Genomic DNA, 26,276 nt, shown 5'->3' with positions numbered 1-26,276 from the left:
GGTGGCCGGAACCGCAAGTCCCGGCCACCCCGGCGGCACGTTTCTGCTCAGGTGTCGAGCGGCTCAGGCCTCTTCGTGCGTGGCCACCGCGCGGCGGGCGTCCGCGTCCAGGACGCCCCAGCTGATCAGCTGTTCGGTGAGGACCGAGGGGGACTGGTCGTAGATGACGGCGAGCGTGCGCAGGTCGTCCTGGCGGATGGAGAGCACCTTGCCGTTGTAGTCACCGCGCTGGGACTGGATCGTCGCCGCGTAGCGCTGCAGGGGGCCCGCCTTCTCGGCCGGCACGGTGGCCAGCCGCTCCAGGTCCAGGACCAGCTTCGGCGGCGGCTCGGCGGCGCCGCCCGGCGTGGTGCCCGGCAGCAGCTCCTGCACGGGAACGCCATAGAAATCGGCCAGCTCGGCGAGGCGCTGTACGGTCACCGCACGGTCGCCACGCTCGTACGAACCCACCACCACGGCCTTCCAGCGACCCTGGGACTTCTCCTCGACACCGTGGAGGGAAAGGCCCTGCTGGGTGCGGATGGCCCGGAGCTTGGCCCCGAGCTGTTTGGCGTATTCGCTGGACATATAGCTCCCCGGACACTGTGTCGACGCGATAGGACTGGGTTCCCGCCGCGCGGCTGGTAACTCACTGTGAGGTTACGCAGCGTTACTCTTGTGCGTCAAGCCGAATGGTCCACCCCGACTCTTCCGTGGTAGCGACGACCGGCTGGGCCGAAGGGGTGATCGGGGGTGCCCGATGGACCTGCTACGGTGGATGGCGCAATTCCGACGTCCTTTAAGGTCCGTCCCGTGAGGCGGAGAAGGAGGTCCGTTTCGTATGGACAAGCACGACTCGCACGCCACTGTGCACGCGTCCGATGCGCGGCCCGTTCTCGAGGGCCCCGACATCGCGCGGGTACTGACCCGCATCGCCCACGAGATCGTCGAGCGCGCCAAGGGCGCCGACGACGTGGTGCTCCTCGGCATTCCCACCCGGGGCGTCTTCCTCGCCCAGCGGCTCGCCGTCAAGCTGGCGCAGATCACCGACCGCAAGGTGCCGGTGGGCTCGCTCGACATCACCATGTACCGCGACGACCTGCGCATGCATCCGCCGCGTGCGCTGGCCCGCACCGAGATCCCCGGTGACGGCATCGACGGCAAGCTGGTCGTCCTCGTCGACGACGTGCTCTTCTCGGGCCGCACCATCCGCGCCGCCCTCGACGCCCTGAACGACATCGGGCGCCCCCGTGCGGTCCAGCTCGCCGTCCTGGTCGACCGCGGCCACCGCGAACTGCCCATCCGCGCCGACTACGTCGGCAAGAACCTCCCCACGTCGCTGCGGGAGACGGTCAAGGTCCAGCTCGCCGAGGAGGACGGTCGCGACACCGTGCTGCTCGGTGTGAAGCAGACCGACCAGTAGCAGATCCGGCGTACGGCCACCTCGGTGTGCCCACACATGCGCCGGTTTGCCCACCTTCTCCCGAACTGCCTTACGGAGCCTGACAGATGCAGCGCCATCTCATCTCGGCCGCCGACCTCACCCGTGACGACGCCGTCCTGATCCTCGACACCGCCGAGGAGATGGCCCGGGTCGCCGACCGGCCGATCAAGAAGCTGCCGACCCTGCGCGGCCGCACGATCGTCAACCTCTTCTTCGAGGACTCCACCCGCACCCGGATCTCCTTCGAGGCCGCCGAGAAGCGTCTCTCCGCGGACGTCATCAACTTCTCCGCCAAGGGCTCGAGCGTCTCCAAGGGCGAGTCCCTGAAGGACACCGCCCAGACGCTGGAGGCCATGGGCGTCGACGCCGTCGTCATCCGGCACGGCGCCTCCGGAGCCCCCTACCGCCTCGCGAACTCCGGCTGGATCGACGCGGCCGTCATCAACGCGGGCGACGGCACCCACCAGCACCCCACCCAGGCCCTGCTGGACGCCTTCACCATGCGCCGCCGGCTCATCGGCCGGGACGCCGGCCTCGGCCAGGACCTGTCCGGCAGGCGGATCACCATCGTCGGCGACGTCCTGCACAGCCGGGTCGCCCGCTCCAACGTCGACCTGCTGCACACCCTCGGCGCCGAGGTCACCCTGGTCGCCCCGCCCACCCTGGTGCCGGTCGGCGTCGGGAGCTGGCCGTGCGAGGTGTCGTACGACCTCGACAGCACCCTGCCCAAGTCCGACGCGGTGATGATGCTCCGGGTCCAGCGCGAGCGGATGAACGCCGCCTTCTTCCCGACCGAGCGCGAGTACTCCCGCCGCTACGGCCTCGACGGCGACCGCATGGCCAGGCTGCCCGAGCACGCCATCGTGATGCACCCCGGCCCGATGGTCCGCGGCATGGAGATCACCGCCGAGGTCGCCGACTCCGACCGCTGCACCGCCGTCGAGCAGGTCGCCAACGGCGTCTCCATCCGGATGGCCGTGCTGTACCTGCTGCTCGGTGGCAACGAGCCCGCCGTCACCCACTCTCGTACCGAGGAGAAGTAAGACCCATGAGCAAGATCCTGATCCGTGGTGCGAAGGTGCTCGGCGGCGAGCCGCAGGACGTGCTGATCGACGGCGAGGTCATCGAGGCGGTCGGCAGCGGTCTGTCCGCCGAGGGCGCCGAGGTGGTCGAGGCCGACGGCAAGGTGCTGCTGCCGGGCCTGGTCGACCTGCACACCCACCTGCGCGAGCCGGGCCGCGAGGACTCCGAGACGGTCCTGACGGGTACGCGAGCGGCCGCCTCCGGCGGCTACACCGCCGTCTTCGCCATGGCCAACACCTTCCCGGTCGCCGACACCGCCGGCGTCGTCGAGCAGGTCTACCGGCTGGGCCAGGAGCACGGCTACTGCGACGTGCAGCCGATCGGCGCCGTCACCGTCGGCCTGGAGGGCCGCAAGCTCGCCGAGCTGGGGGCCATGCACGAGTCGGCCGCCGGGGTCACCGTCTTCTCGGACGACGGCAAGTGCGTGGACGACGCGGTGATCATGCGCCGCGCCCTGGAGTACGTGAAGGCCTTCGGCGGTGTCGTGGCCCAGCACGCGCAGGAGCCGCGGCTGACCGAGGGCGCCCAGATGAACGAGGGCGTCGTCTCCGCCGAGCTGGGTCTGGGCGGTTGGCCGGCCGTCGCCGAGGAGTCGATCATCGCGCGGGACGTGCTGCTCGCCGAGCACGTCGGCTCCCGCGTCCACATCTGCCACCTCTCGACCGCCGGGTCCGTGGAGATCGTCCGCTGGGCCAAGTCCCGCGGCATCGACGTCACCGCCGAGGTCACCCCGCACCACCTGCTCCTCACCGACGAGCTGGTGCGCACGTACAACCCCGTCTACAAGGTCAACCCGCCGCTGCGCACCGAGCGCGACGTGCACGCCCTGCGCGAGGCCCTGGCCGACGGCACGATCGACATCGTCGCCACCGACCACGCCCCGCACCCGCACGAGGACAAGGACTGCGAGTGGGCCGCCGCCGCCATGGGCATGGTGGGTCTGGAGACCGCGTTGTCAGTGGTCCAGGAGACCATGGTCGACACGGGCCTGCTGGACTGGGCCGGCGTCGCCGACCGCATGTCCGTCAAGCCCGCGAGGATCGGACAGGCCACCGGGCACGGCCGTCCCGTCTCGGCTGGTGAGCCCGCCAACCTCACCCTCGTCGACACGGAATACCGTGGCCAGGTGGACCCCGCGGGCTTCGCCTCGCGCAGCCGCAACACCCCGTACCAGGGACGTGAGCTGCCGGGCCGTGTGACGCACACGTGGCTGCGGGGCAAGGCCACGCTCGTCGACGGGAAGCTCACGTGACACCTGTAATCCTGCTCGCGGAGGCCAAGAAGTCGGCCGACGTCACCGACTGGCCGGCCCGGATCGGCTGGCTCGTCGGACTCGTCCTCTTCATCGCGCTCGTCTACTGGCTGATGCGCGAGGGATGGAAGTGGCGCGGCACCCTCCAGAGCGACCTGCCCGCGCCGCCCAGCGCGCCGGAGGAGACCGGCCCGGCCAGACTTGAGCTGAGCGGCCGCTACCACGGCTCCACCACCGCCGGGCAGTGGCTGGACCGCATCGTGGCCCACGGCCTGGGCACCCGCAGCCGGGTCGAGCTCACCCTGACGGACGCGGGACTGGAGGTCGAGCGCCCCGGAGCGACCGACTTCTTCGTGCCCACCGCCGCGCTGCGCGGGGCCCGGCTGGACAAGGGCATCGCCGGCAAGGTCCTCACCGAGGGCGGACTGCTGGTGGTGACCTGGGCGCTCGGCGACAAGCTGATCGACTCCGGCTTCCGCTCCGACCACGCGGCCGAGCACACCGAGTGGGTCGACACCCTGAACCAGATGACCAACGACACGGAAGGCGCACGATGACGACCTCCACCAGGGGAACTGCCAAGGTTCCCGCCGTACTCGTCCTGGAGGACGGCCGCATCTTCCGCGGTCGCGCCTACGGGGCCGTGGGGGAGACCTTCGGCGAGGCCGTGTTCTCCACCGGTATGACCGGCTACCAGGAAACGCTGACCGACCCGTCGTACGACCGGCAGATCGTCGTCGCGACCGCCCCCCAGATCGGCAACACGGGCTGGAACGACGAGGACGACGAGTCGAGCCGCATCTGGGTCTCCGGTTACGTCGTGCGCGACCCCGCGCGCGTGCCGTCCAACTGGCGCGCCAAGCGCTCCCTGGACGACGAGCTGGAGCGCCAGGGCGTGGTCGGCATCTCCGGGATCGACACCCGCGCGCTGACCCGCCATCTGCGCGAGCGCGGCTCGATGCGCGCCGGCGTCTTCTCCGGCGAGGCGATCGCCGCCGAGGCCGAGCTCCTCGCGCGCGTCCAGGCCCAGCCGCACATGAAGGGCGCGAGCCTCTACGAGGAGGTCGCGACCAAGGAGGCGTACGTCGTCCCCGCGGTCGGCGAGAAGAGGTTCACCGTCGCCGCCATCGACCTCGGCATCAAGGGCATGACCCCGCACCGCATGGCCGAGCGCGGCATCGAGGTGCACGTCCTGCCCGCCACCGCCACCGCCGACGAGGTCTACGCCGTCAACCCGGACGGCGTGTTCTTCTCCAACGGCCCCGGCGACCCGGCGACCGCCGACGGTCCCGTCGCCCTCATGAGCGCCGTCCTGGAGCGCAGGACGCCGCTCTTCGGCATCTGCTTCGGCAACCAGATCCTCGGCCGCGCCCTCGGCTTCGGCACCTACAAGCTGAAGTACGGCCACCGCGGCATCAACCAGCCGGTCCAGGACCGTACGACCGGCAAGGTCGAGGTCACCGCGCACAACCACGGCTTCGCCGTGGACGCGCCGCTCGACCAGGTCAGCGAGACGAAGTTCGGCCGCGCCGAGGTCTCGCACGTCTGCCTGAACGACGACGTCGTGGAGGGGCTGCAGCTGCTCGACCAGCCGGCCTTCTCCGTCCAGTACCACCCCGAAGCGGCAGCGGGCCCGCACGACGCCGCCTACCTGTTCGACCGCTTCGTTTCCCTGATGGAGGGCCAGCGTGCCTAAGCGCACCGATATCCAGTCCGTCCTGGTCATCGGCTCCGGCCCGATCGTCATCGGCCAGGCCGCCGAGTTCGACTACTCCGGCACCCAGGCGTGCCGCGTGCTCAAGGCCGAGGGCCTGCGCGTGGTCCTCGTCAACTCCAACCCGGCGACGATCATGACCGACCCGGAGATCGCCGACGCCACGTACGTCGAGCCGATCACCCCCGAGTTCGTCGAGAAGATCATCGCCAAGGAGCGCCCCGACGCCCTGCTGCCCACCCTGGGCGGCCAGACGGCGCTGAACACCGCCATCTCGCTGCACGAGAAGGGTGTCCTGGCCAAGTACGGCGTGGAGCTGATCGGCGCCAAGCCCGAGGCGATCCACAAGGGCGAGGACCGCGACCAGTTCAAGACCGTCGTGGAGGCCGTCCACGCCAAGATCGGGCACGGCGAGTCCGCCCGCTCGGTGATCTGCCACTCCATGGACGACGTCCTCAAGGGCGTCGAGCAGCTCGGCGGCTACCCCGTCGTCGTCCGGCCCTCCTTCACCATGGGCGGCGCCGGCTCCGGCTTCGCACACGACGAGGAGGAGCTGCGCCGCATCGCCGGCCAGGGCCTCACGCTCTCCCCGACCACCGAGGTGCTCCTGGAGGAGTCCATCCTCGGCTGGAAGGAGTACGAGCTGGAGCTGATGCGCGACAAGCACGACAACGTGGTGGTCGTCTGCTCCATCGAGAACTTCGACCCCATGGGCGTGCACACCGGCGACTCGATCACCGTCGCCCCGGCGATGACGCTGACCGACCGCGAGTACCAGATCCTGCGCGACATCGGCATCGCCGTCATCCGCGAGGTCGGCGTCGACACCGGCGGCTGCAACATCCAGTTCGCGGTGAACCCCGAGGACGGTCGCGTGATCGTCATCGAGATGAACCCGCGCGTGTCCCGGTCCTCGGCGCTCGCCTCCAAGGCGACCGGTTTCCCGATCGCCAAGATCGCCGCCAAGCTGGCCGTCGGCTACACCCTGGACGAGATCCCGAACGACATCACCCAGGAGACCCCGGCCTCCTTCGAGCCCACGCTCGACTACGTGGTCGTCAAGGCCCCGCGGTTCGCCTTCGAGAAGTTCCCGCAGGCCGACTCCACGCTGACCACCACCATGAAGTCGGTCGGCGAGGCCATGGCCATCGGCCGCAACTTCCCCGAGGCCTTCCAGAAGGCGCTGCGCTCGCTGGAGAAGAAGGGCAGCCAGTTCACCTTCACCGGTGAACCGGGTGACAAGCACGGCCTGCTCGAAGAGGCCGTACGGCCCACCGACGGCCGGATCAACAAGGTCATGCAGGCGATCCGCGCGGGCGCCACGCCCGAGGAGGTCTTCGACTACACGAAGATCGACCCGTGGTTCGTGGACCAGCTCTTCCTGATCAAGGAGATCGCGGACGAGCTGGCCGAGGCGCCCGAACTGACCCCCGGCCTGCTCGCCGAGGCGAAGCGGCACGGCTTCTCCGACCAGCAGATCGCCGAGATCCGCGGCCTGCGTGAGGACGTCGTCCGCGAGGTCCGGCACGCCCTCGGCATCCGCCCGGTCTACAAGACGGTCGACACCTGCGCCGCCGAGTTCGCCGCGAAGACGCCGTACTTCTACTCCGCGTACGACGAGGAGTCGGAGGTCGCGACCCGCGAGAAGCCGGCCGTCATCATCCTCGGCTCCGGCCCGAACCGCATCGGCCAGGGCATCGAGTTCGACTACTCCTGCGTCCACGCCTCCTTCGCGCTGAGCGACGCAGGCTACGAGACCGTGATGGTCAACTGCAACCCGGAGACCGTCTCCACCGACTACGACACCTCCGACCGGCTCTACTTCGAGCCGCTCACGCTGGAGGACGTGCTGGAGATCGTCCACGCCGAGCAGCAGGCCGGCCCGGTCGCGGGCGTGATCGTGCAGCTGGGCGGCCAGACCCCGCTCGGCCTGTCGCAGGCGCTGAAGGACAACGGCGTGCCGATCGTCGGCACGTCCCCCGAGGCGATCCACGCGGCCGAGGACCGGGGCGCCTTCGGGCGGGTCCTCGCCGAGGCGGGCCTGCCGGCCCCGAAGCACGGCACGGCCACCACCTTCGCGGAGGCCAAGGCCATCGCCGACGAGATCGGCTACCCCGTCCTGGTCCGGCCGTCGTACGTCCTCGGCGGGCGCGGCATGGAGATCGTCTACGACGAGACCCGGCTCGCCGCCTACATCGCCGAGTCGACCGAGATCAGCCCCTCCCGGCCGGTCCTCGTCGACCGTTTCCTGGACGACGCGATCGAGATCGACGTCGACGCGCTCTACGACGGCGAGGAGCTGTACCTCGGCGGCGTGATGGAGCACATCGAGGAGGCCGGCATCCACTCCGGCGACTCGGCGTGCGCCCTGCCCCCGATCACCCTCGGCGGCTTCGACATCAAGCGCCTGCGCGCCTCCACCGAGGCCATCGCGCGCGGGGTCGGGGTGCGCGGCCTGATCAACATCCAGTTCGCGATGGCCGGCGACATCCTCTACGTCCTCGAAGCCAATCCGCGCGCTTCCCGCACCGTCCCCTTCACCTCGAAGGCGACCGCGGTGCCGCTGGCGAAGGCCGCCGCCCGGATCTCTCTCGGCGCGACCATCGCCGAGCTGCGCGCGGAGGGGCTGCTTCCGGCCAAGGGCGACGGCGGCGAGCTCCCGCTCGACGCGCCGATCTCCGTCAAGGAGGCCGTCATGCCGTGGTCGCGCTTCCGCGACATCCACGGCCGCGGCGTCGACACCGTCCTCGGCCCGGAGATGCGCTCCACCGGCGAGGTCATGGGCATCGACTCCGTCTTCGGCACGGCGTACGCCAAGTCGCAGGCGGGCGCCTACGGCCCGCTGCCCACCAAGGGCCGCGCGTTCATCTCGGTCGCCAACCGCGACAAGCGCTCGATGATCTTCCCGGCGCGCGAACTGGTCGCCCACGGCTTCGAGCTGCTCGCCACCTCCGGCACCGCCGAGGTCCTCAAGCGCAACGGCATCAACGCCACGGTCGTGCGCAAGCAGTCCGAGGGCACCGGCCCGAACGGCGAGAAGACCATCGTCCAGCTGATCCACGACGGCGAAGTCGACCTCATCGTCAACACCCCGTACGGCACCGGTGGCCGCCTCGACGGCTACGACATCCGTACGGCGGCCGTCGCCCGGTCCGTGCCGTGCCTGACGACCGTGCAGGCTCTCGCCGCGGCCGTCCAGGGCATCGACGCCCTCAACCACGGTGACGTGGGCGTCCGCTCGCTCCAGGAACACGCGGAACACCTGACCGCGGCCCGCGACTAGCAGCCCCGAGGGGGACACCGGAAACGGTGTCCCCCTCGGGGGTTTGGGGGTGTCCCCCAAAAAACACAGCATGAGGACACCATGTACAAGATCTTCTTCAACCTGCTCTTCCGGCGCATGGACCCCGAGAAGGCCCACTACCTGGCCTTCCGCTGGATCCGCCTGGCCGTCCGCGTTCCCGTGCTGCGCACCTTCGTCGCGGCCGCCCTCGCGCCCCGCCACAGGGAGCTGCGCACGGAGGCCTTCGGGCTGCGCATGCACGGCCCCTTCGGGCTCGCCGCCGGCTTCGACAAGAACGCCGTCGCGATCGACGGCATGTCGATGCTGGGCTTCGACCACGTCGAGATCGGCACGGTCACCGGCGAGCCGCAGCCCGGCAACCCCAAGAAGCGGCTGTTCCGCCTGGTCGCGGACCGTGCGCTGATCAACCGCATGGGCTTCAACAACGACGGCTCCCTGGCCGTGGCGGCCCGGCTCGCCACGCGTCGGCCGGTCTTCAGGACCGTCGTGGGCGTCAACATCGGCAAGACGAAGGTCGTCCCGGAGACGGAGGCCGTCGGCGACTACGTGAAGTCCGCCGAGCGCCTCGCGCCGTACGCCGACTACCTGGTCGTCAACGTCTCCTCGCCGAACACGCCCGGCCTGCGCGATCTGCAGGCCACCGAGGTGCTGCGCCCGCTGCTGACGGCCGTCCGGGAGGCAGCCGACCGCACGGTCGCCAACCGGCGCGTCCCGCTGCTCGTGAAGATCGCCCCGGACCTCGCGGACGAGGACGTCGACGCCGTCGCCGACCTGGCCGTGGAGCTGGGCCTGGACGGCATCATCGCGACCAACACCACCATCGCGCGCGAGGGGCTCGGTCTGAAGTCCCAACCCTCGCTGGTGAAGGAGACGGGCGGACTGTCCGGGGCCCCGCTCAAGGCCCGCTCCCTGGAGGTCCTGCGCCGCCTGTACGCGCGCGTGGGCGACCGGATCACCCTCGTGGGCGTGGGGGGCATCGAGACCGCCGAGGACGCCTGGCAGCGCATCCTGGCCGGCGCCACGCTCGTCCAGGGCTACAGCGCCTTCATCTACGAGGGCCCCTTCTGGTGCCGCGCGATCCACAAGGGCCTCGCCGCCCGCCTGCGCACCAGCCCGTACGCCACCCTCGCCGACGCGGTCGGCGCCGACGTGAGGAAGCCCGCATGACCTCGTACGAGCCTTTCGGTGCCCGCCTGCGCCGCGCGATGGACGAACGCGGTCCGCTGTGCGTCGGCATCGACCCGCACGCCTCGCTGCTCGCCCAGTGGGGCCTGAACGACGACGTGGCCGGTCTTGAGCGGTTCGGCCGCACGGTCGTCGAGGCGGTCGCCGACCGGGTCGCCGTGATGAAGCCGCAGAGCGCCTTCTTCGAGCGGTTCGGCTCCCGCGGCGTCGCCGTCCTGGAGACGGTCGTCCAGGAGGCCCGCGCGGCCGGCACCCTCGTCGTGATGGACGCCAAGCGCGGCGACATCGGCTCCACCATGGCCGGGTACGCCGAGGCGTACCTGCACCAGGACGCCCCGCTGTACTCCGACGCCCTCACCGTCTCGCCGTACCTCGGCTACGGCTCGCTCAGCCCGGCCGTCGCGCTGGCCCGGGAGAGCGGCGCCGGCCTGTTCGTGCTGGCCCTGACCTCCAACCCGGAGGGTCCCGAGGTCCAGCACGCGATCCGGGCCGACGGCCGCACCGTGGGCGCGACCATGCTGGCCCACCTGGCCGCCGAGAACGCCGGGGAGGAGCCGCTGGGCTCCTTCGGTGCCGTCGTCGGCGCCACGGTCGGCGACCTGTCGTCGTACGACCTGTCCATCAACGGCCCGCTCCTCGCGCCCGGTGTCGGCGCCCAGGGGGCGACCCCGGCCGACCTTCCGAAGGTGTTCGGGCCGGCGCTGCGCAACGTCGTGCCGAACGTCAGCCGGGGCGTCCTGCGCCATGGTCCCGACGTCGGGGCGCTGCGCGCGTCCGCCGAGCGCTTCGCCGAGGAGATCCGGGCCGCCGTCGCGGGTGCCTGAGTCCGCCGGGGCGCGCCCCGGCGGGCGGCGACGTGGCGACTTGAGTGTGAATACATCCTCAAATCCGGGGCAATATGTCTGAAATGTCCGGCCTGGCGGAGGCTGACCAGGACTTTTCCGCTGTTCTCGCTGACTCTGGCGGACTTGACCGCTAGTCTCCGAGCTGTGGGGACACCCCCACACCCATTAGGTAGTGGGGGACGACGGGCGAAGCGTGTTGCTCGTAGCTCCCCAGGTGTGGGGCGACTAGGTTCCTCACCGGTCCGTATCCGACAGTTCGACATCCGAGGTGACGTAGGCGTGGCTCTTCCGCCCCTTACCCCCGAACAGCGCGCAGCCGCGCTCGAAAAGGCCGCCGCGGCTCGCCGGGAGCGGGCCGAGGTCAAGAATCGACTCAAGCACTCCGGCGCCTCCCTGCACGAGGTCATCAAGCAGGGCCAGGAGAACGACGTCATCGGCAAGATGAAGGTCTCCGCGCTGCTCGAGTCCCTGCCGGGCGTGGGCAAGGTCCGCGCCAAGCAGATCATGGAGCGTCTGGGCATCTCCGAGAGCCGCCGCGTGCGCGGTCTCGGTTCCAACCAGATCGCTTCCCTGGAGCGTGAGTTCGGCAGCACCGGCTCCTGAGTCCGGCGTCGGCCGGACCTGGAGTCCCGGGCACCCCGGGATTGCTGGAATAATCGCTGCATGGCTGCAACATTCCGGGGGACGACCCCCGAGCCCCCGGACGTACGTCCGCGGCTGACCGTGCTCTCCGGCCCCTCGGGGGTCGGCAAGAGCACGGTCGTCGCCCATATGCGCAAGGAACACCCCGAGGTCTGGCTCTCGGTGTCGGCGACGACCCGCAAGCCCCGCCCCGGCGAGAAGCAGGGTGTCCACTACTTCTTCGTCACCGACGACGAGATGGACAAGCTGATCGCCAACGGCGAGCTGCTGGAGTGGGCCGAGTTCGCCGGCAACCGCTACGGCACGCCCCGCGCGGCTGTGCAGGAGCGGCTGGAGAAGGGCGAGTCCGTCCTGCTGGAGATCGACCTCCAGGGTGCCCGGCAGGTGCGGGAGTCCATGTCCGACGCGCAGCTGGTGTTCCTGGCTCCGCCCTCCTGGGAGGAGCTGGTGCGCAGGCTGACCGGCCGGGGCACCGAGCCGCCCGAGGTCATCGAGCGCCGCCTGGAGGCGGCCAGGACCGAGCTGGCGGCCGAGCCGGAGTTCGATACGACCTTGGTCAACACCTCCGTCGAGGACGTGGCGCGCGAGCTGCTAGCCTTGATGGACGTTGTGTGATCGTGACTGTGATCACGATGATCAGTTCTTTTCCATCCATCGGAAGGTAGAGCGTGTCCTCTTCCATCACCGCGCCCGAGGGCATCATCAACCCGCCGATCGACGAGTTGCTCGAGGCCACCGACTCGAAGTACAGCCTCGTGATCTACGCCGCCAAGCGCGCCCGTCAGATCAACGCGTACTACTCGCAGCTCGGCGAGGGCCTGCTCGAGTACGTCGGTCCGCTCGTCGACACCCACGTCCACGAGAAGCCGCTGTCGATCGCCCTGCGTGAGATCAACGCGGGCCTGCTGACCTCCGAGGCCGTCGAGGGCCCGGCGCAGTAGTACTTTCAGATCGCGATTGACTTATCCACAGGCCCGGCAGCGCGACTGCCGGGCCTGTGGTGTCTCATGGGTGTGCCAGGTTTTCGAGTCCGGGGAGAGACGGTGGACAAGCCGAGGGTCGTTCTGGGGGTCAGCGGCGGCATCGCCGCCTACAAGGCCTGTGAGCTGCTGAGAAGGTTCACGGAGTCGGGCCACGACGTCCGCGTGGTGCCCACCGCCTCCGCGCTGCACTTCGTCGGCGCCGCCACCTGGTCCGCGCTCTCCGGCAACCCCGTCTCGACGGAGGTCTGGGACGACGTCCACGAGGTCCCGCACGTCCGCATCGGCCAGCACGCCGAACTGGTGGTCGTCGCACCCGCCACGGCCGACACGCTCGCCAAGGCCGCCCACGGCCTGGCCGACGACCTGCTGACCAACACGCTCCTGACCGCCCGCTGCCCGGTCGTCTTCGCCCCCGCCATGCACACCGAGATGTGGGAACACCCGGCCACCCAGGAGAACGTGGCCACACTGCGCCGGCGGGGCGCCGTCGTCATCGAGCCCGCGGTCGGCCGGCTCACCGGCGTCGACACCGGCAAGGGCCGGCTGCCCGACCCGGTGGAGATCTTCGAGGTCTGCCGCCGGGTGCTGGCCCGGGGCGTGACCGAGCCCGACCTCAAGGGGCGGCACGTCGTCGTCTCCGCCGGCGGCACCCGCGAGCCCCTGGACCCGGTCCGCTTCCTCGGCAACCGCTCCTCCGGCAAGCAGGGCTACGCCCTCGCCCGCACCGCCGCCGCCCGCGGCGCCCGGGTCACACTGATCGCGGCCAACACCGGCCTGCCCGACCCGGCGGGCGTGGACGTCGTGCCCGTGGGCACGGCCGTCCAGCTGCGCGAGGCGGTCCTGAAGGCGGCGGCGGACGCCGACGCGGTCGTCATGGCCGCCGCCGTCGCCGACTTCCGCCCCGAGGTCTACGCCTCCGGCAAGATCAAGAAGAAGGACGGCCAGGATCCCGATCCGATCGTCCTGGTACGCAATCCGGACATCCTCGCGGAGATCTCGGCCGAACGCGCCCGCCCGGGACAGGTGGTCGTCGGTTTCGCCGCCGAGACCGACGACGTCCTCGCCAACGGCCGCGCCAAGCTCGCCCGCAAGGGCTGTGACCTGCTCGTGGTCAACGAGGTGGGGGAGCGCAAGACGTTCGGCTCCGAGGAGAACGAGGCAGTGGTGCTGGGCGCCGACGGCAGCGAGACCCCGGTGCCGCACGGCCCCAAGGAAGCCCTCGCCGACACCGTCTGGGACCTGGTCGCACGGCGGCTGGGCTGACCGCCGGACCGGTCCCGGCCGGATCGCGAGGACCGGTTGACGGCGGACTCGAGGAACGATCAAATCGGGTGTGGCGGCCCTGGCCAAGCCCGCCCGGCATTGTGCAGAATGCCCGTGCCGCAGGTCACAGCGCTCCCGAGAGGCGAGACGGTGGCCCATCGGCCGAGTGCGACCGATAAACTGTTCACGGACGACGCCGGGCGCAGCCCCGCGCGTCGCCGCAAATGATCAGCCAGCAGCCGCTGCAACCACAGGGAGCGTTGTGTCCCGTCGCCTGTTCACCTCGGAGTCCGTGACCGAGGGTCACCCCGACAAGATCGCTGACCAGATCAGCGACACCATTCTCGACGCGCTTCTGCGCGAGGACCCGACCTCCCGGGTCGCCGTCGAAACGCTGATCACCACCGGCCTGGTGCACGTGGCCGGCGAGGTGACGACCAAGACCTACGCGGACATCGCGACCCTCGTCCGCAACAAGATTCTCGAGATCGGTTACGACTCCTCCAAGAAGGGCTTCGACGGCGCCTCCTGCGGCGTGTCGGTGTCGATCGGCGCCCAGTCCCCGGACATCGCGCAGGGTGTGGACACGGCGTACGAGTCGCGGGTCGAGGGTGACGAGGACGAGCTGGACCGGCAGGGCGCCGGCGACCAGGGCCTCATGTTCGGCTACGCGTCCGACGAGACGCCGACCCTGATGCCGCTGCCGATCTTCCTGGCGCACCGCCTGTCCAAGCGGCTGTCCGAGGTCCGCAAGAACGGCACCATCCCCTACCTGCGCCCCGACGGCAAGACGCAGGTCACCATCGAGTACGACGGCGACAAGGCCGTCCGCCTCGACACGGTGGTCGTCTCCTCGCAGCACGCCTCCGACATCGACCTGGAGTCGCTGCTGGCGCCCGACATCCGCGAGTTCGTCGTGGAGCCGGAGCTGAAGGCGCTCCTGGACGAGGGCATCAAGCTGGACACCGACGGCTACCGTCTGCTGGTCAACCCGACCGGCCGCTTCGAGATCGGCGGCCCGATGGGCGACGCCGGCCTGACCGGTCGCAAGATCATCATCGACACCTACGGCGGTATGGCCCGCCACGGCGGCGGCGCCTTCTCCGGCAAGGACCCGTCCAAGGTGGACCGCTCGGCGGCGTACGCGATGCGCTGGGTCGCCAAGAACGTCGTGGCGGCGGGCCTGGCCTCCCGCTGCGAGGTCCAGGTCGCCTACGCGATCGGCAAGGCCGAGCCGGTCGGTCTGTTCGTGGAGACCTTCGGCACCGCCAAGGTCGACCACGAGAAGATCGAGAAGGCCATCGACCAGGTCTTCGACCTCCGTCCGGCCGCGATCATCCGCGACCTCGACCTGCTCCGCCCGATCTACGCCCAGACGGCCGCCTACGGCCACTTCGGCCGTGAGCTGCCCGACTTCACCTGGGAGCGCACGGACCGCGTGGACGCGCTGCGCGCGGCGGTGGGCCTGTAAGCCCGTCCCGTCCTTCTCGCCGAGGCCCGGCCTCCCCACCGTGGGAGGCCGGGCCTCGGCGTGTCCCGGACCGGTCGGCGGGCCCGTGAGCCCAGGCATGCGGGGCCTGCGCCGGGGCACCGGCGCCACCCGGTGCGAAGGCCGTGGTCACCTCGTGGAGCGTGCCCGCCGGGCCCGCGGAGAGGCGGAATACGTTCCGCAGCTTCCGCAGCCGTGACGATCCCGGGTGGACACGTCGGTTGTCAGTGCCGTTTGGTAAGAATGCAAGCGTGAGCAGCGAGAACGGGGCACCCCGGGCAGACGGGGACGGCGGGGCCGAAGGGGCGCCGCCGGAGCAGCTCGCGCTCATCCGGGAAAGCGTGCGCAAGGCCGGGACACCCCGCGCCAAGCCCCGGACCTGGCGGGGAGCCGCGCTCGCCAAGGAGCTGCCCGTCGCACGCGTCCTGGTCGACAAGGGCGTGCTGCACCTCGACCGGTACTTCGACTACGCGGTCCCCGAGGAACTGGACGCACAGGCACAGCCCGGGGTGCGGGTGCGGGTGCGGTTCGGCGCCGGGCGGGGCCGGGTGCGCGAGGGACGCCGCGAGGGCGGGGGCCTCATCGACGGCTTCCTCGTCGAGCGGCGCGCCGAATCCGACTACTCGGGCCCGCTGGCCGCCTTGGCGCAGGTCGTCTCGCCGGAGCCGGTGCTGGGCGAGGAACTTCTGGGCCTCGCCCGGGCCGTGGCCGACCGCTACGCCGGGAGCCTCGCCGACGTGCTCCAGCTGGCTATACCGCCGCGCAGCGCCCGCGCCGAGCAGCGGCCCTCGCCCGCACCGCTGCCGCCCCCGCAGGCACCGGAGCCGGCCTCCTGGGAGCGGTACGAGCAAGGCGGGGCGTTCCTCCAGGCGCTGGCCACCGGCGGCTCGCCCAGGGCCGTCTGGAACGCGCTGCCGGGCCCGCGGTGGAGCGAGGAACTGGCCCGCGCCGTCGCCGCCACGCTCGCCTCGGGACGCGGCGCCCTCGTCGTCGTACCGGACGGGCGGGCCGCCGCGCGGGTCGACGCCGCGCTCACGCAGCTGCTCGGCGCCGGTCGGCATGCGCTGCTCACAGCCGACGCGGGTCCCGAGAAGCGGTACAGCCAGTGGCTCGCGGTGCGACGCGGGGCCGTACGTGCCGTGGTCGGCACACGGGCGGCCATGTTCGCGCCCGTGCAGGACCTCGGGCTGGTCGCCGTCTGGGACGACGGCGACGACAGCCACAGCGAGCAGCACGCCCCGCAGCCGCACGCGCGCGACGTGCTGCTGCTGCGCGCCGCGCTGGACAAGTGCGCCTTCCTGCTCGGCGGACACGCCTGCACCGTGGAAGCCGCCCAGCTCGTGGAGAGCGGCTGGGCCCGGCCGCTGGTCGCCGGCCGCGAGCAGGTGCGCCGGGCCGCCCCCCTGGTCCGCACGGTGGGGGACGGCGACCTCGCGCGCGACGAGGCCGCCCGCGCCGCCCGGCTGCCCACCCTCGCCTGGCAGACGGCCCGGGAGGGGCTGCGGCACGGGCCGGTGCTGGTGCAGGTGCCCCGGCGCGGTTACGCGCCCCGTATGGCCTGCGCCCAGTGCCGGGCGCCCGCCCGGTGCCGGCACTGCTCCGGGCCGCTCCAGGGACAGGACGCGGGCGTTCTGCGGTGCGGCTGGTGCGGGCGCGAGGAGAGCGCGTGGCACTGCCCGGAGTGCGGTGGCTTCCGGTTGCGGGCCCAGGTGGTGGGGGCGCGGCGGACGGCCGAGGAACTGGGCCGCGCCTTCCCTGCCGTACCAGTGCGCACCTCGGGTCGGGAACACGTGCTGGACACGGTGCCGGGAACGCCCGCGCTCGTCGTCAGCACACCGGGCGCCGAACCGGTCGCCGAGGGCGGCTACGCGGCGGCCCTCCTGCTGGACGGCTGGGCCATGCTCGTCCGTCCCGATCTGCGGGCCGGCGAGGACGCGCTGCGCCGGTGGATCGCCGCCGGAGCGCTGGTACGGCCGCAGGGCGAGGGGGGCACGGTGGTCGTGGTGGCCGAGCCGACGCTGCGGCCCGTGCAGGCGCTGGTGCGGTGGGACCCCGTCGGGCACGCGGTGCGGGAACTGGCCGAGCGGGCCGAGCTGGGCTTCCCGCCGGTGTCGCGGATGGCGGCCGTGTCCGGGACGCCCGCGGCCGTCGCCGAGTTCCTGGCCTCGGCCGAACTGCCGCCGGACGCCGAGGTGTTGGGGCCGGTACCGATGACGCCCGCGCCACCCGGCGGGCCGCGCAGGCCGGGAGCGCCTCCGCCGGGCGAGCACTGGGACCGGGCGCTGGTCCGGGTACCGCCGGGCAGCGGCGCCGCGCTGGCCTCGGCACTGAAGACCGCCCAGGCCGCCCGCATGGCACGGGGGAGCGGGGAGGCGGTGCGGGTACGGATCGATCCACCGGACATCGGCTGAGACGGTGTGTTCGGTGGGGGTTGGTCGGCGAGTCGTCGGCTGGGGTGGTGTGTTTGGTGAGGGTTGGTCGGCCGGTTGTCGGCTGGGGTGGTGTGTTTGGTGGGGGTTGGTCGGCCGGTCGTCGGCTGGGGTGGTGTGTCTGGTGGGGGTTGGTCGGCCGGTCGTCGGCTCGGGCGGTGTGTTCGGTGGGAACTGGTCGGCCGCTCGTCGGATGACGCGGTCTGTTCGCCGAGAGTTGCTCGGGCCGGACGTGGGCTGACGCGGTCCGTCCGCCAGGAGCTGGGCGGGCTGGATACGGGCTGACGTGATCCGTCCGGGTGTCAGCCGGTCGGGCCTGTCACGCCGGTCGACTGTGTCGTGCTGGTCCGTCCTGCCGTGTCGGTCGGTCGGTCCGTCCGGCCGTGCGTCTGCCCCCTACGGACGTGCGTCTGCCCTCCCAGGTGTCGCCGGGAGGGCAGGGCGGGGCGGTTCAGCCGTTGCGCGGGCTGGGGAAGGCCGTCGGACGGGCGTCGTCGCGGTCGCGCAGGGTCTGGCTGCCCGCGGTCGGCTGCGTCGGCATCGAGCGGGCCGCGGGGACCGTCGGCAGGCCGGTGTTCACGTTGACCGTGCGGGTGCCGGACGGCTCGGTGGCCCGCTCGGCCTCGGCGGCCGCCTGGGCCGCGGCGCGGCGGGCGCCGTAACGGCGGTGCACCGCCTGCTTGGTGACTCCGAGCGCCGAGCCCACCGCGTCCCACGAGAAGCCGAGTGAGCGGTCGAAGTCCACGGCGGCCGTGACCAGGGTTTCGACACTGTCCCGGAGTTCCTGGGCGAGGCGCACCGTCGGGGCGGGAGCGCGTCCGTAGACGACGAAGCCCGTGGAAGGGCCGGAACGGCGCGGGCGGTAGACGTTGCCCAGCTGGGCGGTGAGCGTGCGCAGCGCGTCCACCTGCCGGCGGACCCGCTCGATGTCCCGCACCAGCAAGTGCAGGCTGGCCCGGGCCTGGGCGTCGTGGGTTGCGTGGTCGGCCATGAACAAGCCTCTCGAACCGGCGTTGAAAGGAATTGGGCCGCGAAAACGGCCCTATGTGGTCAACTCTTTCTTGACCAACGCGTGTGCGCTCCGCTGGTCACGGGCTGGGGGCGTACGGGCATATGCGTACGCCGGTCCTCCCGGTGCGCGCCGCTCGCGTCCTCGGGGCCGCCCGGTGTCGGCGGCCGCGCCTCCTTGGCCGTGGCCCGTCCTTCCTCCCGTGGTCATAGACTGGTGCGCTGCCCGTCCAACATCCGTCCGAGAGGCCCCAACCCGCCCATGAAGCTCGTCTTCGCCGGTACCCCCGAGGTCGCCGTTCCCGCTCTGGACGCTCTGATCGCCTCCGGGCGGCACGAGGTGGCCGCCGTCGTCACGCGGCCCGACGCGCCGGCCGGGCGCGGGCGCCGGCTGGTCGCGTCGCCCGTGGCCGAGCGGGCGGAGGAGGCCGGGATCGAGGTGCTGAAGCCCCTCAAGCCGCGGGACCCGGAGTTCCTGGAACGGCTGAGGGAGATCGCCCCCGACTGCTGCCCGGTCGTCGCCTACGGTGCCCTGCTGCCCAGGGTCGCCCTCGACGTTCCGGCACACGGCTGGGTCAACCTGCACTTCTCCCTGCTGCCCGCCTGGCGCGGCGCGGCGCCGGTGCAGCACGCCCTCATGGCGGGCGACGAGATCACCGGCGCGTCCACCTTCCTCATCGAGGAGGGTCTGGACTCGGGGCCCGTCTACGGCACCGTGACCGAGGAGATCCGGCCCACCGACACCAGCGGCGACCTGCTCACCCGGCTCGCCTTCGCCGGCGCGGGACTGCTCGCCGCGACCATGGACGGCATCGAGGACGGCACGCTGAAGGCCGTACCGCAGCCGGCCGAGGGCATCACCGTCGCACCGAAGATCACCGTCGAGGACGCGCAGGTCCACTGGGCCGCGCCCGCGCTGCGCGTCGACCGTGTCGTGCGCGGCTGCACCCCGGCGCCCGGCGCCTGGACCACCTTCCGCGGCGAGAGGCTCAAGCTGATCCAGGTCACGCCCGTGCCCGAGCGTACGGACCTCGCGCCGGGGCACCTGGCCGTCGGCAAGAACAGCGTGCACGTGGGCACCGGTTCGTACGCCGTCGAACTGCTCTGGGTGCAGGCGCAGGGCAAGAAGCCGATGCGGGCGGCCGACTGGGCCCGTGGTGTGCGCATCGCCGAGAGCGAGACGCTCGGCGGCTGACGCCCGGTCGTCAGGGGCCGGCGGCCCATCGACGTACGCTGGGAACCGCACCCCCTTCCTCATGTCCGGAGCACCTTTTTCGTGAGCGAGCAGTCCCGGCGGCCGCACAGGCCCGCCAAGCCCTACCGTCGTCCGCAGAAGGACCCCGTCCGCATCCTGGCCTTCGAGGCGCTGCGCGCGGTCGACGAACGGGACGCCTACGCCAACCTCGTGCTGCCCCCGCTGCTGCGCAAGGCGCGCGAGAAGGGCGACTTCGACGCGAGGGACGCCGCCCTCGCCACCGAGCTGGTGTACGGCACGCTGCGCCGGCAGGGCACGTACGACGCGGTGATCGCCGCCTGTGTCGACCGGCCGTTGCGCGAGGTCGACCCGCCGGTGCTCGACGTGCTCAGCCTCGGCGCGCACCAGCTGCTCGGGACGCGGATCCCGACGCACGCCGCCGTCTCCGCCTCCGTGGAGCTGGCCAGGGTGGTGCTCGGCGACGGGCGCGCCAAGTTCGTCAACGCCGTGCTGCGGAAGGTGGCCCAGGACGACCTCGACGGATGGCTGGAGAAGGTCGCGCCGCCGTACGACGAGGACCCGGAGGATCACCTCGCCGTCGTGCACTCGCATCCGCGCTGGGTCGTCTCGGCGCTCTGGGACTCCCTCGGCGGCGGTCGCGCCGGTATCGAGGACCTGCTGGAGGCCGACAACGAACGGCCCGAGGTGACCCTGGTCGCGCGGCCGGGCCGGGCCACCGCCGAGGAACTGCTGCGCGAGGACGCCGCCGTGCCGGGGCGCTGGTCGCCGTACGCCGTGCGGCTCGCCGAGGGCGGTGAGCCGGGCGCTGTGGAGGCCGTGCGCGAGGGGCGGGCCGGGGTACAGGACGAGGGCAGCCAGCTGGTGGCCCTCGCCCTCGCGGGCGCGCCCCTCGAAGGCTCCGACACGAAATGGCTGGACGGGTGTGCGGGGCCCGGCGGCAAGGCGGCCCTGCTGGCCGCCCTCGCCGCCGAGCGCGGGGCCACGCTGCTCGCCTCCGAGAAGCAGCCGCACCGGGCCGGTCTGGTCGCCAAGGCGCTGCACGGCAACCCCGGGCCGTACCAGGTGATCGCCGGTGACGGCACCCGGCCGCCGTGGCGGCCCGGTACCTTCGACCGGGTGCTGATGGACGTGCCCTGCACCGGACTCGGTGCGCTGCGGCGGCGCCCCGAGGCGCGCTGGCGGCGGCGCCCGGAGGACCTGGACAACTTCGCGCCCCTGCAGCGCGCCCTGCTGCGCACCGCGCTCGACTCGGTGCGCGTCGGCGGGATCGTCGGCTACGCGACCTGCTCGCCCCATCTCGCCGAGACCCGCGCGGTCGTCGCCGACGTCCTCAAGCAGCGTCCCGAGACGGAACTGATCGACGCCCGCCCGCTGCTGCCCGGCGTCCCGGCGCTCGGCGAGGGGCCGGACGTGCAGCTCTGGCCGCATCTGCACGGCACCGACGCGATGTATCTGGCCCTGATCCGCCGTACCGGCTGAGGCAGCGGACCCGCCAGGGCTTATCCACAGTAGGCCGGGTAAGTACGATGAACGGCCTTGCCTGTGGACCGGAGCGAACATCAGTGCCCCGGACATGGCAGTCTTTAGGCATGGCCGTGCAGATCAACCCCAGCATCCTGTCCGCCGACTTCGCCCGCCTCGCGGAGGAGGCCAAGGCGGTCCAAGGCGCCGACTGGCTCCATGTCGACGTCATGGACAACCACTTCGTCCCGAACCTCACGCTCGGCGTGCCGGTCGTGGAGTCCCTGGCCCGTGCGACGGACACCCCGCTGGACTGCCACCTGATGATCGAGGACGCCGACCGCTGGGCGCCCCAGTACGTCGAGGCGGGCGCCTCCTCCGTCACCTTCCACGTGGAGGCGGCCGCCGCCCCTGTGCGGCTCGCCCGGGAGATCCGCGCCAAGGGCGCCCGCGCCTCCATGGCGCTCAAGCCCGCGACGCCGATCGAGCCGTTCGAGGACCTTCTCCCGGAGCTCGACATGCTGCTGATCATGACGGTCGAGCCCGGCTTCGGCGGCCAGGCGTTCCTCGACATCATGCTGCCGAAGATCCGTCGCACCCGGGAGCTGATCAACAAGCACGGCCTGCAGCTGTGGCTCCAGGTGGACGGCGGCGTCTCGGCGTCGACGATCGAGCGGTGCGCGGACGCGGGAGCGGACGTGTTCGTGGCCGGCTCGGCCGTGTACGGGGCGCAGGACCCGGCAGCGGCGGTCCGTGCTCTACGCACGCAGGCCGAAACGGCTACCGCCAAGGCGTCCTGGGCATGCGACCACTGAGCCACAGGTACGTGAACGGTTAAGGGAAGGCCGCCCTTCGGGGCGGATCAGCCGCGCCGGATCTGCAAGGATGAACGGCGAATCCAGAGTGTGAACAGCAGTGAGGAGATCGCCGTGTCGGGTATGTCGGCGGGCCGGTCAGCCATGCGGATGGGACCCGCTGAGCTGGTGCAGGCGGCGGCCATGGCCCGCCGCTTCTACCTCGAGGGCAAGTCCAAGATCCAGATCGCGGAGGAGTTCGGCGTCAGCCGCTTCAAGGTGGCCCGGGTCCTGGAAACGGCTCTCGAACGGGATCTCGTACGCATCGAGATCCGTGTCCCGGCCGAGCTGGACGCGGAGCGTTCAGACGCCCTCCGCGCCCGCTACGGCCTGAGGCACGCCGTAGTGGTCGAGTCCCCGGCCGAGGCCGAGGAGACGCCCGACCCCGAGAACCTCGGCGAGGTCGCCGCCGACCTGCTCGGCGAACTCGTCAACGAGGGGGACGTGCTCGGGCTGGCCTGGGGCCGGTCCACGATCCACATGGCGGCGGCGCTCGACCGGCTGCCGCCGTGCACCGTGGTGCAGCTGACGGGCGTGTACGACGCCGGGACCTCGGAGCGCGGCTCGGTCGAGGCCGTGCGCCGGGCCGCCCAGGTGTCGGGCGGCGACGCCCACCCCATCTACGCGCCGATGCTGCTGCCGGACGCGGCCACCGCGGCCGCGCTGCGCAACCAGACCGGGATCGCCCGGGCCTTCGAGTACTTCGACAAGGTCACGGTCGCCTGCGTCTCCATCGGCTCCTGGGAGCCGGGCATCTCGACCGTGCACGACATGCTCAGCGACGAGGAACGGGCGCACTACGCCTCGCTCGGTGTCGCCGCCGAGATGGCCGCGCACCTCTTCGACGCGGAGGGGCGCCGGATCGGCCGGGACCTGGGGGAGCGGTGCATCACGGTCAAGGCCGACCAGCTGCGCCGTATCCCGGAGGTCGTGGCGATCGCCGGCGGTCAGCGCAAGGCGTCCGCGATCGACGCGGTGCTGCGGTCCGGGCTGGTCACGAGCCTGGTCACGGACACCTCCGCCGCGGACTACCTGATGACGACCGGCCCGACCCCGAAGCCGACACTCGGCCGCGCGGACCCCGACGGCCACTGACGGGCTCCGCCCGCCGTCACGGGACCCGGGCGCGAGCGGCCCGGCCGCTCCAGCCTGCGCCGAGCCCCGCGGGGCCCGCGAGGCGGGGCGGTCACGCCGAGCGGTGGATCGTGGGCTGTAGGTGTGCCCGTGGGCCATGGTGGGCCGGCGGCCGTGGTGACGCCCTCCGGTGTCGGGGGAGGGGTGCGGCGGTGGTTCCCGGTCCGGTGGTCCCGGTGGGGTGCCTGGCGAGTCGGTGTGTGGGGGCCGTCCGGGAAGCCGTCTGTGTCGGTGCATGCTCTGTCTGGCCCGCGTCGGGATGACGGGTGGGGCGGTGTCACGTCGTGCGGCGGTGGGTCGTGGTCGTGTCGGAGGGGGCGGGCGTGGCAGCATCGTCGGCATGTTGCCGCGGTTCGTCCCTCACAGGCCCAAACGGGCCCCGCTGCTGGTCCACGGGCGCAAACGGTCGCTGGCGGCGGCCTACGGGCGTAATCGGTCGCTGGCGGCGGCCTACGGGCGCAGACGGGCGCTGATGTCGGCCAATGGGCCCGGACGGGCGCTGATGGCGGTCCGCGGGCGCAAACGGTCGCTGGCGGCGGTCCACGGGTCCGGACGGGCGCCGATGTCCGCCCACGGGTCCGGGCGGGCGCCGCTGTCGGCCCACGGGTCCGGGCGGGCGCTGGCGGCGGGGCGGGTGATCGTGGGGCTGGTGGCCGTCGTCCTCGCCGTCCTGCTGGCGGGATGCTCGTCCGGGACCGGTTCCGGTGTCGGGGTGGGCACGGGGCCGCGTCCGTCCGGCGCCGTCTCCGTCCCGGCGTGGGCGCACGGCATGGGCACGGTCACGCAGGCCCAGCTGCCCGCCGAGGCCCGCAGCACGCTCGCCCTCATCGACAAGGGCGGCCCCTTCCCGTACGCCAGGGACGGCGTCGTCTTCGGCAACTTCGAGGGCCGTCTGCCCAGGCAGCAGCGCGGCTACTACCACGAGTACACGGTGAGGACGCCCGGCTCGCGGGACCGCGGGGCCCGGCGCATTGTCACGGGCCGGGGCGGGGAGATCTACTACTCCGGTGATCACTACAACTCGTTCCGGGCGGTGCTGAGATGAGCGAAGACCTGACCGGCCGCTTCGTCGTCGCGCTCGACCTCGGCGGCGTCACGGACAAGGCCGGCCTGATGGACCGCGCCGCCCGGGCCCTGGAGCTGCCCGACTGGTTCGGCCGCAACTGGGACGCGCTGGCCGACTCCCTGTCCGACCTCTCGGTGTGGCCGGAGGCGGCCGAGGGCAGGGGCCTCCTGGTCGTCGTGCGGGACTGGCAGACGTACGCGAAGGCGCGACCGGAGGAGTGGGAGACTGCCCAGGAGGTGTTCCGGCACGCCATGAGCGTGATGCCCGCGCTCACCGTGGCCCTCTCCCTTGGAGCATCCTCCTAGGTGATCGGCGCGGAGCCTGGAGGTTCTGTCGGGGCCTGTCAGCGGCCGCGCCGTGGGAGAATGAAGTACGTGCTCTTTTCCCCCTGGCACACCTGTCGGGGGGTCACCTCTGATCGACTGGGATGTGCAGCACGTGCGTTTCCTCAATGACATCCAGCCCGCGTACGACCTGACGTACGACGACGTGTTCATGGTGCCGAGCCGCTCCGCGGTCGGCTCGCGTCAGGGCGTGGACCTCGCCTCGCCGGACGGCACGGGCACCACCATCCCGCTCGTCGTCGCCAACATGACCGCCATCGCCGGCCGCCGCATGGCCGAGACGGTCGCCCGCCGCGGCGGCCTGGTGGTCATCCCGCAGGACATCCCGATCGACGTCGTCACCGATGTCGTCTCCTGGGTGAAGAGCCGCCACCTGGTGCTCGACACGCCCATCGTGCTGGCCCCGCACCAGACCGTCGCCGACGCGCTCGCGCTGCTGCCCAAGCGCGCCCACAACGCCGGCGTGGTCGTGGACGAGAACCACCGGCCCGTCGGTGTCGTCACCGACCAGGACCTGACCGGCGTCGACCGCTTCACCCAGCTCGAAGTGGTTATGTCCAAGGACCTGCTGCTGCTCGACGCGGACATCGACCCGCGCGAGGCCTTCAACACCCTGGACCAGCACAACCGGCGCTACGCCCCGGCCGTCGACAAGGACGGCAGGCTCGCCGGCATCCTGACCCGCAAGGGCGCCCTGCGTGCCACGCTGTACACCCCGGCCGTGGACGCGAACGGCAGGCTGCGCATCGCCGCCGCCGTCGGCATCAACGGAGACGTGGCGGGCAAGGCCAAGCAGCTGCTCGACGCGGGCGTGGACACGCTCGTCATCGACACCGCGCACGGCCACCAGGAGTCGATGATCAGCGCCATCAAGCTGGTGCGCGCCCTCGACCCGCAGGTGCCGATCGCCGCGGGCAACATCGTCTCCGCCGAGGGCGTCAAGGACCTGATCGACGCCGGCGCGGACATCATCAAGGTCGGTGTGGGTCCCGGCGCCATGTGCACCACCCGCATGATGACCGGCGTGGGCCGGCCGCAGTTCTCCGCGGTGCTGGAGTGTGCCGCCGAGGCGAAGAAGTACGGCAAGCACGTGTGGGCCGACGGCGGTGTCCGCCACCCGCGCGACGTGGCCATGGCCCTCGCGGCCGGCGCGTCCAACGTGATGGTCGGCTCCTGGTTCGCCGGCACCTACGAGTCCCCGGGCGACCTCCAGCACGACGCGAACGGCCGCCCGTACAAGGAGTCCTTCGGCATGGCCTCCGCCCGCGCGGTGCGCAACCGTACGTCGGAGGAGTCGGCGTACGACCGGGCCCGCAAGGCGCTGTTCGAGGAGGGCATCTCCACCTCCCGCATGTTCCTGGACCAGGCCCGTCCGGGCGTCGAGGACCTGATCGACTCGATCATCGCGGGTGTCCGTTCCTCCTGCACCTACGCCGGTGCCGGCTCCCTGGAAGAGTTCGCCGAGAAGGCCATCGTGGGCATCCAGAGCGCGGCCGGCTACGCCGAGGGCAAGCCGCTGCACGCCAGCTGGAGCTGACCCCCAAGTCCCTTTTCCACGGCCCCCGTTGCTCCCGCCCGCCG

23 protein-coding genes are annotated in these 26,276 nt (G+C 71.8%); 21 read left to right on the top strand and 2 right to left on the bottom strand.

What is annotated here, in order from left to right; genetic code table 11:
* Positions 1 to 63 precede the first annotated feature (63 nt).
* On the bottom strand, positions 64 to 567 hold the full coding sequence (gene bldD, locus AB0D93_RS31005; protein ID WP_014671524.1) for a transcriptional regulator BldD: 504 nt from the start codon (positions 565 to 567) through the stop codon (positions 64 to 66).
* Positions 568 to 820: 253 nt separating this feature from the next.
* Between bldD and pyrR the strand changes: the two genes are divergently transcribed.
* From pyrR to AB0D93_RS30935, 14 genes are all read left to right on the top strand, one after another.
* Entirely contained in the window at positions 821 to 1,402 is a 582-nt protein-coding gene (gene pyrR / locus AB0D93_RS31000) for a bifunctional pyr operon transcriptional regulator/uracil phosphoribosyltransferase PyrR (protein ID WP_362126374.1), read from the top strand.
* An 86-nt stretch (positions 1,403 to 1,488) separates the two neighbouring features.
* On the top strand, positions 1,489 to 2,466 hold the full coding sequence (locus AB0D93_RS30995; RefSeq protein WP_362126371.1) for an aspartate carbamoyltransferase catalytic subunit: 978 nt from the start codon (positions 1,489 to 1,491) through the stop codon (positions 2,464 to 2,466).
* Positions 2,467 to 2,471: 5 nt separating this feature from the next.
* Complete coding sequence (locus AB0D93_RS30990) at positions 2,472 to 3,758, top strand: dihydroorotase (protein ID WP_362126368.1); 1,287 nt, start codon at positions 2,472 to 2,474, stop codon at positions 3,756 to 3,758.
* Positions 3,755 to 4,315: a hypothetical protein gene (locus AB0D93_RS30985; RefSeq protein ID WP_362126365.1), complete on the top strand. Its 561-nt coding sequence runs from the start codon at positions 3,755 to 3,757 to the stop codon at positions 4,313 to 4,315. The genes AB0D93_RS30990 and AB0D93_RS30985 overlap by 4 nt, the downstream gene beginning before the upstream one ends.
* Positions 4,312 to 5,454 carry a glutamine-hydrolyzing carbamoyl-phosphate synthase small subunit gene (gene carA / locus AB0D93_RS30980; protein WP_362126362.1) on the top strand — a complete coding sequence of 381 codons (1,143 nt, stop codon included), beginning with the start codon at positions 4,312 to 4,314 and terminating at the stop codon, positions 5,452 to 5,454. The genes AB0D93_RS30985 and carA overlap by 4 nt, the downstream gene beginning before the upstream one ends.
* Positions 5,447 to 8,755: a carbamoyl-phosphate synthase large subunit gene (gene carB, locus AB0D93_RS30975; RefSeq protein WP_362126359.1), complete on the top strand. Its 3,309-nt coding sequence runs from the start codon at positions 5,447 to 5,449 to the stop codon at positions 8,753 to 8,755. The genes carA and carB overlap by 8 nt, the downstream gene beginning before the upstream one ends.
* Before the next feature lie 81 nt (positions 8,756 to 8,836).
* On the top strand, positions 8,837 to 9,943 hold the full coding sequence (locus AB0D93_RS30970; protein WP_362126356.1) for a quinone-dependent dihydroorotate dehydrogenase: 1,107 nt from the start codon (positions 8,837 to 8,839) through the stop codon (positions 9,941 to 9,943).
* Positions 9,940 to 10,785, top strand: a complete 846-nt coding sequence (pyrF, locus tag AB0D93_RS30965; protein ID WP_362126353.1) for an orotidine-5'-phosphate decarboxylase — start codon at positions 9,940 to 9,942, stop codon at positions 10,783 to 10,785. Before AB0D93_RS30970 ends, pyrF begins: the two co-directional genes overlap by 4 nt.
* 300 nt (positions 10,786 to 11,085) lie before the next feature.
* A complete protein-coding gene (locus tag AB0D93_RS30960) occupies positions 11,086 to 11,409 on the top strand; it encodes an integration host factor (RefSeq protein ID WP_003977346.1) in 324 nt (107 codons plus the stop codon).
* 60 nt (positions 11,410 to 11,469) lie between these two features.
* A complete protein-coding gene (gene gmk, locus AB0D93_RS30955; RefSeq protein ID WP_362126350.1) occupies positions 11,470 to 12,063 on the top strand; it encodes a guanylate kinase in 594 nt (197 codons plus the stop codon).
* 53 nt (positions 12,064 to 12,116) lie between these two features.
* Positions 12,117 to 12,389, top strand: coding sequence for a DNA-directed RNA polymerase subunit omega (rpoZ, locus tag AB0D93_RS30950; protein ID WP_003982715.1), 273 nt, complete (start codon positions 12,117 to 12,119; stop codon positions 12,387 to 12,389).
* A 102-nt stretch (positions 12,390 to 12,491) separates the two neighbouring features.
* The gene (gene coaBC, locus AB0D93_RS30945; protein ID WP_362126348.1) at positions 12,492 to 13,694 is read left to right on the top strand and encodes a bifunctional phosphopantothenoylcysteine decarboxylase/phosphopantothenate--cysteine ligase CoaBC; all 1,203 of its coding nucleotides are present in this window, start codon (positions 12,492 to 12,494) and stop codon (positions 13,692 to 13,694) included.
* Between the two features lie 262 nt (positions 13,695 to 13,956).
* Positions 13,957 to 15,165 carry a methionine adenosyltransferase gene (metK, locus tag AB0D93_RS30940; protein ID WP_362126345.1) on the top strand — a complete coding sequence of 403 codons (1,209 nt, stop codon included), beginning with the start codon at positions 13,957 to 13,959 and terminating at the stop codon, positions 15,163 to 15,165.
* A gap of 269 nt (positions 15,166 to 15,434) precedes the next feature.
* Positions 15,435 to 17,594, top strand: a complete 2,160-nt coding sequence (locus AB0D93_RS30935; protein ID WP_362126342.1) for a primosomal protein N' — start codon at positions 15,435 to 15,437, stop codon at positions 17,592 to 17,594.
* Between the two features lie 469 nt (positions 17,595 to 18,063).
* Here AB0D93_RS30935 and AB0D93_RS30930 read toward each other — a convergent pair whose 3' ends face one another.
* A complete protein-coding gene (locus tag AB0D93_RS30930) occupies positions 18,064 to 18,603 on the bottom strand; it encodes a hypothetical protein (protein WP_362126339.1) in 540 nt (179 codons plus the stop codon).
* 279 nt (positions 18,604 to 18,882) lie between these two features.
* Here AB0D93_RS30930 and fmt point away from each other — a divergent pair, with 279 nt between their 5' ends.
* From fmt to AB0D93_RS30895, 7 genes are all read left to right on the top strand, one after another.
* Complete coding sequence (fmt, locus tag AB0D93_RS30925; protein WP_362126336.1) at positions 18,883 to 19,815, top strand: methionyl-tRNA formyltransferase; 933 nt, start codon at positions 18,883 to 18,885, stop codon at positions 19,813 to 19,815.
* A gap of 81 nt (positions 19,816 to 19,896) precedes the next feature.
* A complete protein-coding gene (locus tag AB0D93_RS30920) occupies positions 19,897 to 21,315 on the top strand; it encodes a transcription antitermination factor NusB (RefSeq protein WP_362126333.1) in 1,419 nt (472 codons plus the stop codon).
* 110 nt (positions 21,316 to 21,425) lie between these two features.
* Complete coding sequence (gene rpe / locus AB0D93_RS30915) at positions 21,426 to 22,112, top strand: ribulose-phosphate 3-epimerase (RefSeq protein WP_362126330.1); 687 nt, start codon at positions 21,426 to 21,428, stop codon at positions 22,110 to 22,112.
* 90 nt (positions 22,113 to 22,202) lie between these two features.
* On the top strand, positions 22,203 to 23,246 hold the full coding sequence (locus AB0D93_RS30910; RefSeq protein ID WP_362126327.1) for a sugar-binding domain-containing protein: 1,044 nt from the start codon (positions 22,203 to 22,205) through the stop codon (positions 23,244 to 23,246).
* A gap of 601 nt (positions 23,247 to 23,847) precedes the next feature.
* Positions 23,848 to 24,330, top strand: coding sequence for a ribonuclease domain-containing protein (locus AB0D93_RS30905; protein ID WP_362126324.1), 483 nt, complete (start codon positions 23,848 to 23,850; stop codon positions 24,328 to 24,330).
* Positions 24,327 to 24,656 (top strand): barstar family protein, encoded by a 330-nt coding sequence (locus AB0D93_RS30900; RefSeq protein ID WP_362126321.1) that lies wholly within the window; start codon positions 24,327 to 24,329, stop codon positions 24,654 to 24,656. Before AB0D93_RS30905 ends, AB0D93_RS30900 begins: the two co-directional genes overlap by 4 nt.
* A 133-nt stretch (positions 24,657 to 24,789) precedes the next feature.
* Positions 24,790 to 26,232, top strand: a complete 1,443-nt coding sequence (locus tag AB0D93_RS30895) for a GuaB1 family IMP dehydrogenase-related protein (protein WP_362126318.1) — start codon at positions 24,790 to 24,792, stop codon at positions 26,230 to 26,232.
* Positions 26,233 to 26,276: the final 44 nt, after the last annotated feature.

This window comes from Streptomyces sp. NPDC048191, assembly GCF_040652655.1.
Taxonomy (GTDB): Bacteria; Actinomycetota; Actinomycetes; order Streptomycetales; family Streptomycetaceae; genus Streptomyces.
The sequence above is the reverse complement of the archived record's forward strand: the minus strand, read 5'-3'. Positions and strand labels throughout refer to the sequence as shown.